At 55.7% G+C, this 17227-nt stretch carries 18 protein-coding genes; 5 read left to right on the top strand and 13 right to left on the bottom strand.

Features of this window, described 5'->3' with window-relative positions:
* Positions 1-43 precede the first annotated feature (43 nt).
* Genes IAE37_RS06110 through IAE37_RS06140 form a run of 7 tightly spaced genes read right to left on the bottom strand, consistent with a single transcriptional unit; the run spans position 44 to position 6051 of the window.
* Positions 44-637, bottom strand: a complete 594-nt coding sequence (locus IAE37_RS06110; RefSeq protein ID WP_201170960.1) for a 6-pyruvoyl trahydropterin synthase family protein — start codon at positions 635-637, stop codon at positions 44-46.
* Positions 631-885 (bottom strand): membrane protein insertion efficiency factor YidD, encoded by a 255-nt coding sequence (gene yidD / locus IAE37_RS06115; protein WP_100851716.1) that lies wholly within the window; start codon positions 883-885, stop codon positions 631-633. The genes IAE37_RS06110 and yidD overlap by 7 nt, the downstream gene beginning before the upstream one ends.
* Complete coding sequence (cysS, locus tag IAE37_RS06120; RefSeq protein WP_201170964.1) at positions 882-2297, bottom strand: cysteine--tRNA ligase; 1416 nt, start codon at positions 2295-2297, stop codon at positions 882-884. The genes yidD and cysS overlap by 4 nt, the downstream gene beginning before the upstream one ends.
* Complete coding sequence (locus tag IAE37_RS06125) at positions 2294-3421, bottom strand: CobW family GTP-binding protein (protein WP_201170966.1); 1128 nt, start codon at positions 3419-3421, stop codon at positions 2294-2296. The genes cysS and IAE37_RS06125 overlap by 4 nt, the downstream gene beginning before the upstream one ends.
* The gene (gene folE2, locus IAE37_RS06130) at positions 3411-4331 is read right to left on the bottom strand and encodes a GTP cyclohydrolase FolE2 (RefSeq protein ID WP_201170968.1); all 921 of its coding nucleotides are present in this window, start codon (positions 4329-4331) and stop codon (positions 3411-3413) included. The genes IAE37_RS06125 and folE2 overlap by 11 nt, the downstream gene beginning before the upstream one ends.
* A 53-nt stretch (positions 4332-4384) precedes the next feature.
* Positions 4385-5599 carry a zinc metallochaperone GTPase ZigA gene (gene zigA, locus IAE37_RS06135; protein ID WP_201170970.1) on the bottom strand — a complete coding sequence of 405 codons (1215 nt, stop codon included), beginning with the start codon at positions 5597-5599 and terminating at the stop codon, positions 4385-4387.
* A 47-nt stretch (positions 5600-5646) separates the two neighbouring features.
* Positions 5647-6051, bottom strand: coding sequence for a Fur family transcriptional regulator (locus IAE37_RS06140; protein ID WP_201170973.1), 405 nt, complete (start codon positions 6049-6051; stop codon positions 5647-5649).
* Positions 6052-6234: 183 nt separating this feature from the next.
* On the opposite strand from IAE37_RS06140, the gene IAE37_RS06145 reads away from it, so the two are divergent.
* Positions 6235-7434: an N-acetylmuramoyl-L-alanine amidase gene (locus IAE37_RS06145; protein WP_201170976.1), complete on the top strand. Its 1200-nt coding sequence runs from the start codon at positions 6235-6237 to the stop codon at positions 7432-7434.
* A gap of 71 nt (positions 7435-7505) precedes the next feature.
* On the opposite strand, the gene hemB is transcribed toward IAE37_RS06145, so the two are convergent.
* Both hemB and IAE37_RS06155 read right to left on the bottom strand, forming a co-directional pair.
* Positions 7506-8513: a porphobilinogen synthase gene (gene hemB, locus IAE37_RS06150; protein WP_201170978.1), complete on the bottom strand. Its 1008-nt coding sequence runs from the start codon at positions 8511-8513 to the stop codon at positions 7506-7508.
* Positions 8514-8582: 69 nt separating this feature from the next.
* On the bottom strand, positions 8583-9020 hold the full coding sequence (locus tag IAE37_RS06155) for a DUF4440 domain-containing protein (RefSeq protein WP_201170980.1): 438 nt from the start codon (positions 9018-9020) through the stop codon (positions 8583-8585).
* A gap of 101 nt (positions 9021-9121) precedes the next feature.
* Here IAE37_RS06155 and hisI point away from each other — a divergent pair, with 101 nt between their 5' ends.
* From hisI to IAE37_RS06175, 4 genes are all read left to right on the top strand, one after another.
* Positions 9122-9535 carry a phosphoribosyl-AMP cyclohydrolase gene (gene hisI, locus IAE37_RS06160; RefSeq protein WP_201170990.1) on the top strand — a complete coding sequence of 138 codons (414 nt, stop codon included), beginning with the start codon at positions 9122-9124 and terminating at the stop codon, positions 9533-9535.
* Entirely contained in the window at positions 9532-10878 is a 1347-nt protein-coding gene (locus IAE37_RS06165) for a dihydroorotase (protein WP_201171000.1), read from the top strand. Before hisI ends, IAE37_RS06165 begins: the two co-directional genes overlap by 4 nt.
* Positions 10879-10910: 32 nt before the next feature.
* Positions 10911-11315, top strand: coding sequence for an RNA polymerase-binding protein DksA (gene dksA, locus IAE37_RS06170; RefSeq protein ID WP_201171156.1), 405 nt, complete (start codon positions 10911-10913; stop codon positions 11313-11315).
* A 94-nt stretch (positions 11316-11409) separates the two neighbouring features.
* Complete coding sequence (locus tag IAE37_RS06175; protein ID WP_201171003.1) at positions 11410-12222, top strand: hypothetical protein; 813 nt, start codon at positions 11410-11412, stop codon at positions 12220-12222.
* A gap of 197 nt (positions 12223-12419) precedes the next feature.
* Here IAE37_RS06175 and IAE37_RS06180 read toward each other — a convergent pair whose 3' ends face one another.
* From IAE37_RS06180 to IAE37_RS06195, 4 genes are read right to left on the bottom strand one after another with little or no spacing between them, the layout of a single operon-like run.
* Positions 12420-13889: an ABC transporter ATP-binding protein gene (locus IAE37_RS06180; protein WP_328822700.1), complete on the bottom strand. Its 1470-nt coding sequence runs from the start codon at positions 13887-13889 to the stop codon at positions 12420-12422.
* Positions 13886-14707, bottom strand: a complete 822-nt coding sequence (locus IAE37_RS06185; RefSeq protein WP_201171006.1) for an ABC transporter permease — start codon at positions 14705-14707, stop codon at positions 13886-13888. The genes IAE37_RS06180 and IAE37_RS06185 overlap by 4 nt, the downstream gene beginning before the upstream one ends.
* On the bottom strand, positions 14704-15639 hold the full coding sequence (locus IAE37_RS06190) for an ABC transporter permease (RefSeq protein ID WP_201171008.1): 936 nt from the start codon (positions 15637-15639) through the stop codon (positions 14704-14706). Before IAE37_RS06190 ends, IAE37_RS06185 begins: the two co-directional genes overlap by 4 nt.
* On the bottom strand, positions 15636-17171 hold the full coding sequence (locus IAE37_RS06195) for an ABC transporter substrate-binding protein (RefSeq protein ID WP_201171010.1): 1536 nt from the start codon (positions 17169-17171) through the stop codon (positions 15636-15638). Before IAE37_RS06195 ends, IAE37_RS06190 begins: the two co-directional genes overlap by 4 nt.
* Between the last annotated feature and the right edge of the window lie 56 nt (positions 17172-17227).

The raw sequence follows: 17227 nt of genomic DNA on the forward strand, positions 1-17227 counted from the left end.
GGCTGCAAGTTCTAGCTGCGAGCACGGCTACTCGCGCAGGGCATCAGCTACACAAACCTTCCAGCTCGGTCTGGATCATGGTGGGCTTCGACTTCACCCGTTCGTACAGCTTGGGGTCAGTCCACTGGGCAGTGATCGCGGGAGAGAACTCAATGAGGTCGAGGTCAATCAAGCCCATACGGGGGTTCACAACATCCTCGCGAAAGCACTGCGCATACCCCGTCTCGGTTTCGTGCACGATCACTGAGTGGAGCTGAACGCCGGATTCACCGTTCTTCATTTCGGTGTTCTCCAAAGCGGCTTCCACCAAGCGGAAGATCAATCTGGAGAACTGCTCAGCACTCGGTGACACGGGGATGAGTACCCAGCGCTCTGAATGCCTGCGAATGGACGCAATGTAATCAGGATCATCCTGTGACCAGATCGCGACGGCGTGATCGAAGGCGTCGATCAATTCACGAACGTCCCCTTTAAGCAGCCCAAAGTCATACACCATCTGCCCGTGATCCAGGGCGTCAGCTTGCAAGAGCAGCTCCACTTTGTAGGAGTGCCCATGAATCGAGTGAGAGCAGCGACGGGTGCTGCAGCCTCGCACGATGTGCGCGTTCTCGAATTTGAATAGCTTACGGATCAGCATGAACCACCTTTTTCTTTGCTGCCTTTCGACGGTACAGGGTCAAATCCACCGGGATGCAGTGGGTGGCAACGCAAGAGCCGGCGTAGCGTCAACCAGCTTCCCATCAGCGCGCCATGAGTTCGCAGTGCTTCTATCGAGTACTGGGAGCATGAAGGGTGAAATCGGCATCGATTGCCTAAGGCTGGGCTGATGAACAGTTGGTAGCCGCGCACCAGTGCAATCAAGATCGCGTTCGGCCATCGCTTCATATCACGCTCCTTGCTACCGGGCGCAGCTTGGAGCCTCCTGGGCTGTCCTCGATGCTGAAGCCAGCTTCTAGCAACTCGTCACGTAGGGCGTCGGCTCTGGCGAAGTCGCGCGCACTACGTGCTTTGTTTCTTGCTTCCAGCAATGACTCAAGATGCTGTCGATGACTCGGGGGTTGTTCCAAAGGCGCTACTGGCGGGCTCAAGGCAGCGAGGGCGGCGTGAGGCTCTTGCTGCAGTAGGCCGACCAGTCCAGCAGATTTGAGCAGCCGTGCTTTACTGAGTGACCGCATTTCATCTGTCTCCGCCTGATCAAGCTCCGCCCTGATTACATGCAGCCGGGCCAGTGCCTCGGTCACGCCCAAGTCATTCTTTAGCGAATTCAGCACTTGGTCGTCCGGCGCCACATCAGCAGGGGCGGCCAGCGAACTGACCTTCGACAGGGAGGTATAGAACCGAATCAGGGTTTGGACAGCAGACTGCAGGCGCTGCGTATTCCAGTCCATCGGGCGGCGGTAGTGGGTAGACAGCAGGGCAAATCGAATCGCTTCTCCAGGTGCCTGAGCAAGCAGGTCTCGGACTAGCAATACGTTGCCCAGTGATTTGGACATCTTCTGACCATCGACGGTAACGAAGCTGTTGTGCACCCACGTGCGGCAGTAGAGTGTACCGTTCGAACAAGCGCCCTGAGCAATCTCATTCTCGTGGTGAGGGAAAATGAGGTCTTGGCCTCCACCATGAATGTCGATGGTATGGCCCAGGTGTCGACCAATCATGGCAGAGCACTCTACATGCCATCCTGGTCTACCTCGTCCCCAAGGGCTGCTCCAGCCGGGCATTTCAGAGGTCGAAGGTTTCCAGAGAACGAAGTCCAAAGGGCTGCGCTTATATGGAGCTACCTCGACCCTTGCCCCCGCCAACATGTCTTTGGGTGAACGCCCTGATAGGTGGCCGTATGCGGGGTACGAGGGGACATGGAAGAGCACATGCTCTTGCTCGACGTAGGCATGGCCGCGATCAACGAGTCGTTTGATCAGCGCGATGATCTCTGGAATATGGTCGGTAACACGTGGTTCCAGGTCGGGCGAGGCGACTCCAAGGGCTGCCATGTCTTCATGGTAGGCATCAATGAAGCGGCTAGTGATGTCCGCTATGGGAGAGCCTGACGCGATTGCTGCCGCATTGATCTTGTCGTCCACGTCCGTGAAATTTCGCGCGTAAACGACCTCGTTAAATTCGTGGCGCAGGACTCTGGCAAGGATGTCGAAAACAACTGCAGGTCTGGCATTCCCGATGTGCGCGTAGTTGTAGACGGTAGGGCCGCATACATACATGGTCACCCGATCAGGCTGCTCTGTGCGCAACGCTTCTTTCTGGCGGGTGAGGGTGTTGTGAAGGTGGATGCTCGACCTCATACGCTGATGCCTTCGATATGTCCTGCCTTGTCTTTAAAGGCTCTGAACGTCGCCTCGATCATCTCTCGTGTCACGTCTTGAGTGATGAAGACCAAGCGGGAACGCCGGTCGTCTGTCGGCCAGGCGGGTAGCGGCGCGGACGGATGGAAGATGTGCTGGACGCCGTGCAGGGCGATCGGCGTGTCGCGCCCTTCGATGTTGAGGATGCCTTTGACCCGGAGAATGTTGCTGCCCAGCAAGGTCATCAACACTTCTAGCCAGCATTCCAGAGCAAGCTCGCTGATGGGGTTGTCGATGGTGAAGCAGAACGCACGAATTCGGTCGCCGTGGCGGTTTACGTCCTGCTGAGGTGCTCGCAAGCCTGCAGAGAGCAATCCTCGACTCATGATGTTTTCGGGTTGAGGCGAGACCTGGAATTTAGGGGCAGAGGTGGCCTTGTATGCGTGCTCGTTTAACCAGCCTTCAACATCGGGCGATTTACCCTCGTGGGTGAACAGGCCGAGGCCCAGAATTTTGCACGCCTCTAAATGACCGATCTGGATTTCCCAGCGAGGTGCTGCAGGGTTGATGTCTGAAAGTCGTTCTAAAAGCTCTGCCCGATGTTCAGGGCTAACAAGATCGCCTTTGGTCAACAGCAATACATCAGCCATGGCGGCTTGCTTGATAGCCTCCTGATGGTGATCAAGCGTAGCCATGCCGGTGGCCAGGTCTACTGTCGCTACTACACCATCAAGGCGATATTTGGTGGCGATCTGTGCATGCGTCATGAGCGTGTGGATGATCGGCGCTGGATCGGCCAGGCCTGTCGTTTCGATCAGCACACGGTCAAACTGGCGGTTGCCCTCCCGCGAGAAACGCCATGTGATGTCTCGCAGTGTCTGGACAAGGTCTCCACGAATAGTGCAGCAGACGCAGCCGCTCCCCATTTCCATGACGATGTTCTCGTTACTGTGGGTAACGAGAAGATGGTCGAGAGCCATCTCACCAAATTCGTTGATGATGATCAGCGTGTTGGCAAATGCTGGCTGTCTCACCAATTGATTTAACAACGTCGTTTTGCCGCTGCCGAGAAAGCCTGTCAGCAGTGTGACGGGGATCAGCGATCTACATGCTTCACCGCTCATGGTGCGAACTCTGTTCAAAAGGTGTAGACCAGGCAGCTGCATCATGAGGATGCAGGCTCTCCAGGTGCCGCACATGAACTTTAGGATTGTTGTACCCCGCGAGTGCTACGCGAATCCGTCGAGCGGCATCCTCGACGAACATCAGGTTCTGGCCATTCAGTGCTGCGAATGCCTGCTCATCAGCCCGTTTGACTGCGGTTTGGACTGGAGTACCTAGTGCACTCTCAACAGCTTCAATCAAAGACAGCAACCCCAGGTTGGGGGAGGTGCGCTCAACCGAAACGCATACGTGTGCTTCGCTGCGCTGGCTGTGGGGTGTTGCGAGAGATGCGTTTACTCGTAGCCAGCTTGCGACAGTGGCCGGATCAACCAATGGCTGTTTTGAAAATGATTGGAGGAAACTTTCCTCGATCAGCTGGCGAGACAGCGCCGCGGAGCAAGGGCATGTCGATGAGTAGTCGACAGTGCACTCAACGCTCAGCGTGAACTCATCGTCCACTAGCGATGCGTTCAGTTGTACAGGGTATGACTTCCACCCCGATAGACCTTCCGTGACGAGAGCTGGGCGACGGATGAGTAGATCAAAGTCGAGCCGAAGCCTTGCACTACGGCTATCACAGTCGTGGTGGCTGTCGACCATGCTGCTCAGCAATGTATGCACATGCATCGGCGAGATGTGTGCCTCTTGTCCCCAGCTGTCTAACAGCCGATAGAGTCGGGACATGTGGATGCCTTTCACCTGGGGCGCAGGTAAGTCGACTTGCACATCTGCTTTGGCGTGAAGCTCACGATGATAGCCCGGCTCGTCAATCGTGACTGGGAGGTCGATTCCTTGCATGCCAACCCACTCGAGGGGGCCAAGCGTCGGAGCAATGTCGGTGACGGAAACGTCGGGAAGTACTGCACTCATGTTCATTATCCGTAGGTTTCTGGCCCTCCCAATCACGGGAGGGCTCTTACAATTCAGTTCCAGCCAGGAAGCGGGTTTTTAAGCTTCATCCAGCCTTTCGGGCCTTGAGCCATCTCATCGTCTGTGAGGAGGCATGCATCAAAGCTGGCTCGCAGCGCGGGCTCATCCATGTCCATGCCGATCAATACGAGCTCTTGTCGTGCATCGCCCACATCTTCGTGCCACTTAGCGCGAATTTGCTCGACAGATTCGGTATCAGTTGGCCAGCGATCTTCTGGGATAGCTGCCCACCAGTATCCGGCGGGGCCGTGGCGTGCTACCGCGCCTGCCTGCGACCAGTTACCGGCCATAGCTGGTTCGCTGGCTAGCCAGAAGTAGCCTTTGGAGCGCACGACCCCCGGCCATTCACTCTCAACCAGCTCATGAAAACGCTCGGGATGGAAGGGGCGGCGAGCGCGGTATACGAAGCTGCTAATTCCATACTCTTCCGTCTCCGGCGTATGGGTGCCACGCATTTCCTGCAGCCAGCCAGGGGCTCGAGAAGCCTCGTCGAAATCGAACAAGCCTGTATTCAGCACGCGATCCAGTGGGACTTTGCCGAATTCGGAGATCTCAATCTTCGCTCGAGGATTCAGGCTATTGAGGATGGCGATCAGTTGCCTATGCTCGTCCTCACTGACCAGATCAATCTTGTTGAGGACGATCACATCGCAGAACTCGATCTGCTCAATCAGCAGATCTACAACTGTGCGGACGTCCTCTTCTCCCAGCGACTCACCCCGCGCCTGCAAGCTATCGCGCGAGCTGTAGTCTCGGAGAAAATTGAACGAGTCCACGACGGTAACCATGGTGTCTAGACGAGCTACCTCGCCCAGGCTGCGACCATCATCACCCTCAAAGGTGAATGTCTCCGCCACTGGTAGTGGTTCAGAAATGCCGGTGGACTCAATGACCAATTGATCGAATCGCCCCTCCTTGGCGAGGCGATCCACTTCGACCAGGAGATCCTCCCGCAGCGTGCAGCAGATGCAGCCGTTGCTCATCTCAACTAATTTTTCATCCGTGCGTGAGAGCTCTGCGCCCCCGTCTCGCACCAGAGAGGCATCGATGTTGACGTCACTCATGTCATTGACGATGACGGCGACGCGTCGGCCTTCGCGGTTGTTCAGGATGTGGTTGAGTAGCGTAGTTTTGCCTGCTCCTAAAAAACCGGACAAGACAGTTACGGGAAGCTTTTTGGCTTCGCTCGGGTTCGTTGGGGCGGTCATCAGGGGCCTCACGGTAATTTATGGCGTAGGCGTACTGCTTGTAGTAGCTAGCCTTTAGAGGTGTGTTCGAGCTTGCAGCAATTGGCACATTTTCCGTGCAGCTCTATCGTTGAGCTGCCGAGCGCAAACACGTTCTGCTTCACCCAGGTACCCAAATACCTGTTAAGCGAAGGCACGATGAACTCATCGACCCGTCCACATGAGTCGCATATCGCAAACGCTCTCACAGCTTTCTCGCAGGTCGAGGACGGATCACATTTCACGTACGCGTTCAGAGATTCCAGGCGTTGAACCAGGCCGCGCTTGGTAAGGTTTCCGAGTGCCCGGTAAATCTGTGTGGGGGCTTTGAAGCCTTCACTCTTCAAGCTTTCAAGGATTTTGTACGCGCTCAGTGGCGTACTTGATTGCTGAAGGGTGGCCAGAACCAATTGCTGATTAGTGGTGAGTCGCATGCAGGCCTCGCGTCGAACGTGAAACTTGAGTCATGTCATCCATAATGTTTACGTTATAACGTAACATAGCGCCCCACGCCACAAAAAATGTCGCGAGCATGCGCGCGTTCTGGGCGGACAGAGGTTGAGAAATGCCGAGTTCCCGCGTGGTTGGATGAGGAAAATGAAGAAATGGAAGGGTGTATGGACAGACGCAGCTTGCTCAAATTTCTACTGGCTGGGTTGGCGCTGCCGGCTTCGCTGACTGCACATGCAGCTCAGGCGGTGAGCCGGGTGAGTGTTAGTCAGTCAGGAGGTGCTACTCGGTTTTTGCTCGATCTGAGCGGCCCGGTGATAGCCAACAGCTTCAGCTTAGAATCTCCGCCGCGCCTAGTGCTTGATCTTCAACAGGCCGTACTAAACGTGCCATTGAGTAACCTAGCGCTTGACGGTACTCCTGTTCGAGCAATTCGGAGCGGGAAGACGCCTACAGGCGATCTGAGGATTGTTCTGGATCTGGCTAATTCCGGAGTTCGTGGAGAGCTACGACCTGTCTCTGCTGGAAGCCACAGATTGGAGCTGGAGTTGGTTGATCCCTCGTTCAGGGTTGCCGCGGCAGCTGGTGCGACCCAGGCTGCACTAGAGCCGCCGAAGGGTAAGTCCAATCGCGATTTACTGGTAGTGATCGATGCTGGGCATGGAGGGAAGGATCCGGGCGCGGTGGGCGCCAAGGGTGAACAAGAGAAGATTGTTGCCTTGCAAATTGCGACATTGCTGGCTAAGCGAGTCAATGCGCAAAAGGGTTATAAAGCTCGGCTGGTGCGCACCGACGATATCTTCATCCCGTTGCGTAAACGAGCTGAGCTGGCGCAGCGATTGAATGCCGATCTTTTCGTGTCTGTGCATGCGGATGCCGCGCCTAGATTGACCGCGTCAGGTGCATCAGTCTTTGCGCTTTCGCAGGGTGGTGCTACCTCCTCTATGGCTCGATGGATGGCTGAGCGAGAAAATGGCGCCGACTCCGTTGGGGGTGGTCTGGCTGTGAAGCTTCGAAAAAACGACCCGATGGTCGCTGGCGTTCTGCTCGATATGTCAATGAATGCGACTATCTCAACGAGCCTGGATCTTGGGCATCAGGTTCTTTCGCAATTGGGAGAGGTGTCGGGCTTGCATCAGTCGAAGGTCGAGCAGGCAGGGTTCGCGGTGCTCAAGTCTGCTGCTATCCCATCAATCCTGGTCGAGACCGGATTCATTTCCAATGCGGGTGATTGTCGTCGACTGCATGACGTGCGGCATCAGCGCAAAGTGGCTGACGCGATATTTGCTGGATTGGAAGGGTACTTCCGCCAGCAGCCGCCGCCAGGCAGCCTGATCGCGGCGATGGCTCGTTCGGGAACGGCCTAAATGTGGCGGAGAGAGCCGTAGTGTGCGCTGTTAGACATGATGGCGCACGATTAGGCTGCTCTCCGCGGGCCTCAATCGCGCTGCAAGCGCTCGGCGGCTTCAATGGCGAAATAGGTCAGCACACCGCTGCAGCCAGCACGCTTGAAGGCCATGAGTGACTCCAGCACGACCTTGTCCGGATCCAGCCATCCGTTATCGATGGCTCCTTTTATCATCGAGTACTCGCCGCTTACCTGATAGGCAAACGTCGGCACGGCAAATGTCGCTTTCACCCGCTGGATAATATCCAGGTAGGGCATGCCTGGCTTGACCATGACCATGTCTGCGCCTTCTTGGAGATCCAGTGCAACTTCCCGTAATGCCTCGTCACTGTTGGCGGGATCCATTTGGTATGTGCGCTTGTCGCCCTTTAGCGCGCTGGATGAGCCGAGCGCATCTCTAAACGGGCCGTAGAATCCAGATGCATACTTAGCTGCATAGGACATGAGTCGCACGTCTGTGAGGCTGGCAGAGTCCAGGGCGGCTCTCAACACGCCGATGCGTCCATCCATCATATCTGACGGAGCAAGCGTATCGATTCCCGCCTGTGCTTGAACTACTGCCTGGCGCGCCAAGACCTCAAGGCTTTCATCGTTAGCCACTAAGCCGTTACGCAGTACCCCGTCATGACCATGGTCGGTATAGGGGTCTAGAGCTACGTCGCCTATAAGGCCCAGTGTAGGGTAGGTCGACTTCAGCAATCGGGCGGCTCGGCACACCAGGTTCTCTGGGTTTGTTGCTTCACTGCCTTCGCTATCTTTGCGATCGGGCGCTGTTGCGGGAAAAAGCGCGATGGCTGGAATGCCCAGGTCTACTGCCTTTCCCACATGGTCGATGAGTTCGTTGAGTGTGACTCGCACCTGGCCCGGCATCGAGGCAACGGGCTCGTGTTTTCCTGAGCCCTCTTTGATGAAGATTGGCCAAATCAGGTCGTTTGCAGTCAGCGTATTTTCGGCTACTAGCCTGCGAGTCCAGTCGTCAGCGCGGTTGCGACGAAGACGTACTGCAGGGAAGTTTCCGAGGCTTGAAAATTGATTCATAGACTTCGCAATTTATGGATAACCGGGGTGAGCATGTTCAACCGCTTCGAGTGGCGAACCTTGGCTCTATCAGGCTTCGATTGACGAGTGGTGACCGGTGATCAGCCACTCTTCATTGATACGTTCGAACGTGAAGAGGAATCGTGCGGGTACAACCCGTTGCTCGCCGCCGTCACGGTAAACGAAGGTATAGAGCCCTCCGACTACGACGGTGCCAAGCTTCCGGCTGACGCGTTTTTTGAAGACCTGGATGTCACACACCAAGCCGTCGTTCGCCAAGAAATTCTCGAAGTAGTTACGGCGGCTGTCGTCGCAATCACGCACTTGGTTCGACAGGGTAGGTACCAAGATGGCGTCAGGGGCGTAGAGCTCGAGAACCTTGTCGACATCTCGAGTGGCCACGGTTGCAGCCCACCGATAGAGAGCGGCCTTTGCGCCGGCGAGGCACGCCAGTTCAGTATCGGCATAGGGTTCGGTGGTGAGGGGTGTGGCAGGGGCTTCGTTCATGACTGCTTACCTATAGGGTTCAAAATTGTGAGGCAGATGCTCAGATTACAGAAAAATCATGATATGTTATAACATAACTAATAGATCATGGGTCATAGATCATGTTCCTCAAGCTCGAGCGGGCAGAGGCGGGAACCCGCTTTGCTCTCAGCGACGTACTCAGTCAGGTGCCATGGAGCCCACAAGGGCTCATAGCGGCGATCGCCCTGCAGCACGACAGCGGGGAGGTGCTGATGCTCGCCTGGATGAACGAGGAGGCTCTTCGGGAAACTTTGGATACCCACCGGGCCTGTTATTGGTCACGTTCCCGAAATGGTCTGTGGCGCAAAGGCGAGACCTCGGGAAATGTGCAGCACGTGAAGGAGATTCGTTTGGACTGTGATGGCGATGCTCTGCTGCTGCTCGTCGACCAGGTGGGAGCTGCGTGCCACACCGGGCGGCGCAGCTGTTTTTATAACGTCATCGAGGGCGACCAGGTCGTGGTAGAGAGCAGCCCGGGAGCAATCAAGCCATGAATCGTATCCTCATCAGAAACGCGCGCTTGGTGAATGAGGGAGAGGTGTTCGATGCCGACGTACTCGTTGCTCATGGTCGAATCGAGAAAATTGCAGGCAGTATCGACGGTGCGAATGCATCCGTAGAAATTGATGCGCAGGGTTGCTGGCTTGTACCTGGAATGATCGACGATCAAGTGCATTTTCGTGAGCCTGGCGCTGCTCACAAGGCAACCATCGCGAGTGAGTCCCGAGCCGCTGTTGCCGGTGGTATTACCAGCTTCATGGATATGCCCAATACAAATCCGGCCACCTTGTCCCTCGCCGCGCTTCACGACAAGAAAGCCCGAGCCGCCGCTTCGTCAGTCGCAAACTTCGGCTTTCATTTTGGCGTCAGCAAGGACAACCTGGATGTGGTCGCCAGTCTTGACCCGCGGCAGGTCGCAGGTGTGAAGGTATTCATGGGCGCGTCGACCGGAGACATGCTCGTAGACGATCCTCGGGTACTCGAACGGCTGTTCGCCAATGTGCCTACTATCCTGCTCGCACACTGTGAGCATACACCTTCAATTTTGGCCAACGAGGCTCGTTACCGAGAGCAGTTTGGTGACTTCATCCCGCCGGCGTTGCACCCCGTTATACGAGATGCGGACGCCTGTTTTCGCTCATCCAGTTTGGCAGTGGAGCTTGCCAATAAATTCAGCACGCGCCTGCATGTCCTGCATCTGACCACGGCGAAGGAGCTCAAACTCTTTGAGCCTGGATCGGTGGCAGGCAAGAAGATCACCGCTGAGGTTTGCGCGCACCATTTGTTGTTCGATGACAGCGATTACGCAAGCCTTGGTAATCTCATCAAATGCAACCCCGCCATCAAAACACGAGAGGATCGTGATGCACTGCGAAAGGCCTTGCTGTGTGATCGCATCGATGTAATCGGTACTGATCATGCACCTCATACATTGGCGGAGAAGCAGAGAGCTTATGCTTCTGCTCCATCTGGGTTGCCGCTGGTTCAGCATGCATTCCCGGCCTTGTTTGAGCTGGTGGAAGAAGGCGTTCTTCCGATTACTCAACTGGTGCAGAAGACGAGTCATGCGGTAGCAGACTTGTTCGCGATTCATGAGCGTGGATATCTGCGAGAGGGGTACTGGGCAGATCTCGCTCTCGTTGAGCGTCTCGATAAGCCACGACCGGTCTCCCATGCCCCGATTCTCGCTCACTGTCAGTGGACTCCATTCCAGAATCATCAACTGCGACACCGAGTGACGACCACGGTGGTTTCCGGCCAACTGGCCTGGCATGACGGCTCCGTCAATGAGAGCTGCCAAGGCCTGCCTTTGGCCTTCGGTGCACAGCGATCCTGACTATCTAAAACTATCGAGTGAGAGTGACCGAGATGACGGAACAAGAGCTGCTTTCTCTGCCAGCTGACAATTACATGGATGCCGCGCAACAGGGCTTTTTCCGAGAACTGCTGCTCTCGCAGCGTACGGAGTTGCAGGAGCGGATATCTGGCGAGTTCCAGCTCATGCGAGAGTTCGAGCCTAGCAGCGATCCTTCTGACTTGGGCACAGTCGAGGAGCAGCGGCAGTGGCAGTTGCGCCTACTCGAGCGAGAGAAGAAGCTCCTCGACAAGATTGATGAGGCCTTGGAGCGGATTTCGCGAGGGGAGTACGGATGGTGCGAAGAGACTGGAGAGCCGATTGGATTACGGCGTTTGCTTTTGCGGCCAACGGCGACGTTGAGCATTGAGGCGAAGGAGCGGCAGGAGAGGAAAGAGCGGCACATGCGTGAAGATTGAGCCGCGTTGCTGCGCTTAAACCACCCGATTCTGAGGTCGTCGCAAGCCGGCTCTTAAATTTTGCGAAATGGGGTTCAATGTGCCACGAAACAAGATGATCTACCTCGATTACAATCTCTTCGAAAGCTACCGGCAGGATGATATCCCGGGCTTGCGAGAAGCTGTGGACGCGATCAAGGATAAGCATGTTCTGCCGTATAGCCCTGCCCACATGGAAGACCTCGCTTCTTCGTTGATGTGGAGTGAGCACCGCGAGGAAGAAATTAAAAGTCTGATGACACGCTGTGAGGATCGCCTGCAGAACATCATCAACATTTCTAAAATGGTTGAGATCTTTCCTGCGCCTAGCCATCAGCCCACGCGGGTCATCCAGGAGCATCCTGGCGAGTGCCTTCTTCGTGTTTTGAAGCATTTCGATCGTAATGAGTTTCTGGACGTTCGCGAGCACAACTTGCTCAAAAGGATGAAGGAAAGCGATGCTGACGGTAATCGTGCCTCTCAGATCTCCAACCTTCCAGTAGGCTTTCTTTCGAGTCCTGAGTACGACGCTTCGATCTTGGAGAAATACGCCGCGGAGCGGGCGCTCATGCAGAAGAAAGAAGAGGCTGGGCTTGCAAACCTCAAATGGCCAGAGATCTCCAAGTCACATGAGGTGCTGGAGCATGTGTTTGAAGTACTGATGAACTATCTGGAGGAGATCCGGTTCAGGCCTGAAGGCGTCAAACTGTCCCGCTCTCGGATGCACGATATTACTCACTCGATCTACGCTACCAAGGCTGATTATTTCATCACTGGCGATGAGCGCTTTTATCACAAGGTGCGAGCTGTCTATGACTATTTAGGCGTGCCAACCAAGGTCTTGTCCCGGAAGGAATTTCTCAATCCAGGCGGGCTGAGCTTCGAGTAATTAAAACGCCAGAAGGGGAGCTTGCTGATGCCGGTGAGGGTCTAGAAAAGCAGGTGGTGGGTCGGTTATCTAACGGCTCAACCCCGTGTCACCTATGGTAGGCCGTAGGTCTCCAAGCGCCCTAGGTAAAAGGTAATAACCTAGGGCGCTTGAACTCACTTCTTTGAAGTGATGAAACAAGGTGCTTGTAGTGTACCCTAGGCTTCGACTGATGCGCTGGTGTAGTGCGGTGGCGTCACGGCCATTTCAAGCGTAGACGCTGGATGTTCTGAGCTGCCAAGCCGAATCCGTTGATCAGAAACTGCGTCGATCAGGGCTTCATCATGGCTGACCAAGAGTACAGCGGTATCGCTTTCCTTTGCGGATTCGACAAGTAGTTCCAGCATCTCCTTTTGGGTAATGAGGTCAAGCCGAGAGCTTGGCTCATCCGCGAAAATGAGCACGGGGTCAATCAAAAGTACTCGCAGCAATGAGAAGCGCTGCAGCTCACCGCCAGATACATTTCCAGGCAGCCGATTTAGCAGTGACTGCTCCAATCGAAGTCGTTTCAGCAGAGGGCCTATGCGATTGGCATCAAGGCCATGGAGGTGTACGAGATCTGCCAGATTTTGGGCTAGTGTCACCGTCGGCGGGAAGGCGGCGACTGGATCTTGGAACAGCTTTTGGAACGCAACCCGAGAGATGCCGGCGCGCTTAACAATGCTGCCTTCGCTTGCATCTATCAGCCCCAGAATCACATCTCCGAGGGTCGACTTGCCGCACCCTGAGGGGCCGGTTACTCCAACGATTTCACCTGGGCGAACATCGAAGGACAGGCCCTGGAAAAGCGTGCGCCCGCTGCGCTCAACCCCCAGGTTCTTAACTTGTACCACTGGCTCGACTGTAGGTAGCGCAGGTTTATGAATCTTCCAGTTCAGTGGGTCAGCATCCAGTAACTGTCGCGTGTAGCTGTGCTGAGGATTGTTGAGCACCTGTTCGGCGCTACCTGCCTCTATGATCTTCCCCTTTAGCATGATCATGATGTCTCCACCCAGGCGGCGGGCAACCTCCATGTCATGAGTGATGATCAGCAGTGCGCCACCCTCAGTCAAGCCAGCTTTCAGGAGGCTGATCACCTCGTCAATCCGATCGCGATCAAGGCCTTTGGTGGGTTCATCTGCCACCATCAATTTTGCCCCACCTGCGTGTATCGCTGAGAACGCTAAGCGCTGCGCCATACCGCCTGAAAGCTGAAATGGGTACTTCGTTGAAGCATGCTCTAGCCCCAGTCGTACTAGGTCTCTCTGCGCCAAATCACGGGACTCAGATGGGGGTTTCCCCACCACATGCTGATAGGTCTCGGAAACTTGAGAGCTTGCACGCATGGTAGGGTCGAGGCTCAACCAAGGCTCTTGAGGGAGCACGGCAATTTCACGCCCCCAGAGCGATTGACGCCGATTGCTTCGTCCTTCTTCACTGAAGCCGCCTGCAAGCTCGATCCGGCCTTGCGCATGAAGTCCCGGTGGTAGATTACCAACCACACCTTGCGCGAAAAGGCTTTTCCCAGAGCCAGTCTCACCAATGATGCTTAACACTTTTCCTGGGAAGAGTTCCATGGACAGTGGCTCAACCAGGCGAGCTTCAGCTGTCCGGATCTCTAGATCTTCAGTTTTCAATAGAGGCTTCACGGTTTGCGCCCTCCAGCGATCAGCATGAGTGAAAGTACAATCAGGAAGACAACCATGATCGGCATCGCGATTACTGAAGGCGCTTCTGCAAAGTAGGGGAGCAGTTCTGTGATCATCAAGCCCAGCTCAGCTGTCGGCGGTTGAACGCCTACGCTGACAAAGCCCAAGGCTGCGATTGCCATGATCGCGGAGGCTGCTCCAAATGACGCTATGGTGAGGATTGCGGGGCCTAACTCTGGCCAAAGATGACGGCGGATGATGTACATGGGCCCGAAACCGAGTAGTCGTGTGGCGGCGACGGCTGGTGATGAGAGAACGGTGCGTGAGAGTGCGCGGCTCATGCGGAAATACTCAATCCAAAGCACCAGCGCGATTGCCCCATACAGGGCAACGAACGAGCCTGGAAAGATTGCTACGATTAGCAGAACCAGCAACAGGCCGGGTAGCGCCAAGACCAATTCTGTAAGAAGGCCAAGGGTTTTGTCGGTCAGTCCACCTTTCCAGGCCGCGAGTATGCCAAGCAGCACGCCAGGCACGGCTGCTGTAATTACGCTTACCAACGCTAGCCCCAATGACAAGCGCATTGCGTAAGCCAAGCGCGCGAGCATGTCTCGACCTAAATGGTCTGTGCCCAAAGGGTGTGCGCTTATTGAGCCCGACAGAATGGCGTTGTAATCCTGCTTGGCAATGTCCACGCCCCACAGAAATGGAACGAGGACGGCAAAGGCAACCAGAGCAAGTAGGATTGTGAACCCAGCTAGTCGAGGTAGGTGGCGAGGCTTCGGCGCCGCGTTTGCGATTTCGAGTTCAAGATTCATGCTTCACTCCGGCGCGGATCGATTAGATGGTTTGCCAGGTCGACACACGTGTTGAGTACGACAAACATGAGCCCCATTGCTAGCGCTGCACCTTGCACCATTGGCAGATCGCGCTGGACGATGGCATGCACCAGGCCATGGCCAATTCCAGGCCAGGCAAATAGCGTTTCTACGACGACCACGCCTTCAATCAGATACACCAGTTGAACACCCAGGTAGGTAACCACTGGTACACCAATGTTGCGTAAACCATGACGTGTGAAGACTTTCACTGCACGGAGCCCTTTCAGGCGGCCAAACGCATAGAAGGGGGAGGACGCAACCTTTACTGTCGCGTCTCGCGCCACGCGCGATGAGACAGCTGCGAGTCCCAGCGCGAGGGTGAGCGAAGGCAGTACGGTGTGCGCCCAGGTGCCGTGCCCCGCGGATGGCAGGATTGCGAGTGAGACGGAGAATACAAATACAAGAATCACTCCCAGCACAAAATGCGGGATAGCGCGCGTTGCTGTGCTTAGGATCAGTAGCCCTCGGTCAAGCAGGCCGCCCGGGCGCAACCCTGCAAAGATTCCGAGTGGTGGGCCGATGAGGAAGGAGAGAATTACTGCCCCAATAGCTAGGCGCACCGAACTCCCTAGCTCATGAAGTACAACTGCCGTGACAGGTGTGCCAGACACCAGCGATGTGCCGAGGTCAAAGCTAAGAAGGTCTTTAATCCAGGCGAGAAAGCGCCAGATTACAGGTTGGTCGAGACTGAGCTCTGCACGCACCGCATCGGCGGCAGCACCGTTCACCATGTCATAACCATAACGGCCTGCGGCAATTCGGTAAGCTGCGTCACCCGGGAGCAGTGTCATCAACATAAATGTTAGAGCACCGACGACGACGGCCACCATGACCGCCTGAAGCAGTCGAAAACCCAGGAGCTGTATCATTGGGCCCACCGCATTTTTGTCAGCCCGAACGTGCGCTCGAACGGATCGATTGCTGCCCCTTCAACTTGATTCGACACTGCGATTGTTTGGCGGTACCAGGCCACAGGAATCAGGGGGAGCTCGTTCTGGAACTGAGCGAGCATCTCGTTTCGAAGAGCTTGTTGGTCTTCTGGTTTCCTCCCGGACAACAGTGAGTTCATCGCGGAGTCAAAAGCAGGGTTCTTCCACCCCAGTGGCCCCCACTCGGCACCGCCATTTCCAAAGTCGCCGAAAATGGTTACGAGGGGGTCGGGCACGAGTGCATAAGCGCGGGAGAACAGCGCCATTTGAAGGGAGCCATCGTTGTATGCCGCGGGAATTGCGCTGACATTCTCCACTGCCACTTGAACCTCGACGCCAACTTCTCGCAATTGGGCTTGTAGGGCCGTGGCGATCAGTGCCAGTTCAGGGCGGTCACCGAAGGTGAGCAGCCTCATGCGGAAGCGCACACCGTCTTTCATCAAGATCCCATCTGGGCCAGCAACCCAACCATCATCGCTTAACAGCTTGCTTGCCGCTTTTGGGTCGTACTTCAAGAGGGGAAGGCTAGCGTCGTGCCAGGCACTTACGTTATCGGCAAACATTTGTGTTGCGCCGGTACCTGGTGCACGTAATACGGCGGCAGCGATACCTTCCCGTTGGATTGCCAGGCTCAATGCTTTACGGGTATCTACAGAGGCTGTCGGCCCTGCGCCTGAATTCACTGCCAGCATGACAACGCGCGGAACTGGCTCTTTCAGTACATGGACATCCTTGGAGCGTGAGAGTCGAGCAATGCTGGGAGGGTCGAGCTGAAACACAAGCTCAGCGCCGCCGCTCTCGGCCATCAGGGTTCGAGTTTCTCCGCGCCCTGCGCCCAAGTAGGTGGTTTTCTCGATGCTTGGTTTAGTGCCCCAGTATTCTTCGAATCTTTGCGTTGCAAGACGTTGAGGAGGCTCTACCAGGGTTGTCTTGTAGGGGCCGGTGGCAATGATCTTTTGAACAACATCCTTCGAATCATACGCAGCCGCGGCCAAGATGCTAGTGGACGAGTGAGCCAACAGCGCGGGCAGAGGGGCGAAGGGTTCCTTAAGTCGAATGACAACTTCGTTGCCTTCGGCTGTAATCGATTCAATCTTGGCTTTGCTCAGAATGCCCGCCTTGTTCCGAGCGACATTGAGTGAATGAGCCGCTACAACTGGGGTTAATTCGCTTCCATCATGAAATTTCACACCGGGTCGGATTGCCAGGTGCCACACTTTTCCGTCATCCGTGACACTCCACGTCTCAGCAAGCGCGGGTTGGGGCTGTCCTATCGGGTCGGCTTCTAGCAGGGTTTCAGTGATCTGCATTCGCTGAAAAATGAATCCGGATACGGACGGATCCAGGCCCACGATCTCGAAGGGAGCAACGACGTCAAAGACTTTGTCATCAGCGTTGACGTTTGCGTAGGCGAAGGTCGCGCAGACGGCAACTGCTGCCGCGAGTAGCTTTAGCTTGGGCTTGAGTACCACATTACATTCCTTTTGCTCGACACCCGACGGCAACGTTGAAGCGACCTGTCTAGGCC

This window comes from Pseudomonas sp. S31, assembly GCF_016648105.1.
Taxonomy (GTDB): domain Bacteria; phylum Pseudomonadota; class Gammaproteobacteria; order Pseudomonadales; family Pseudomonadaceae; genus Aquipseudomonas.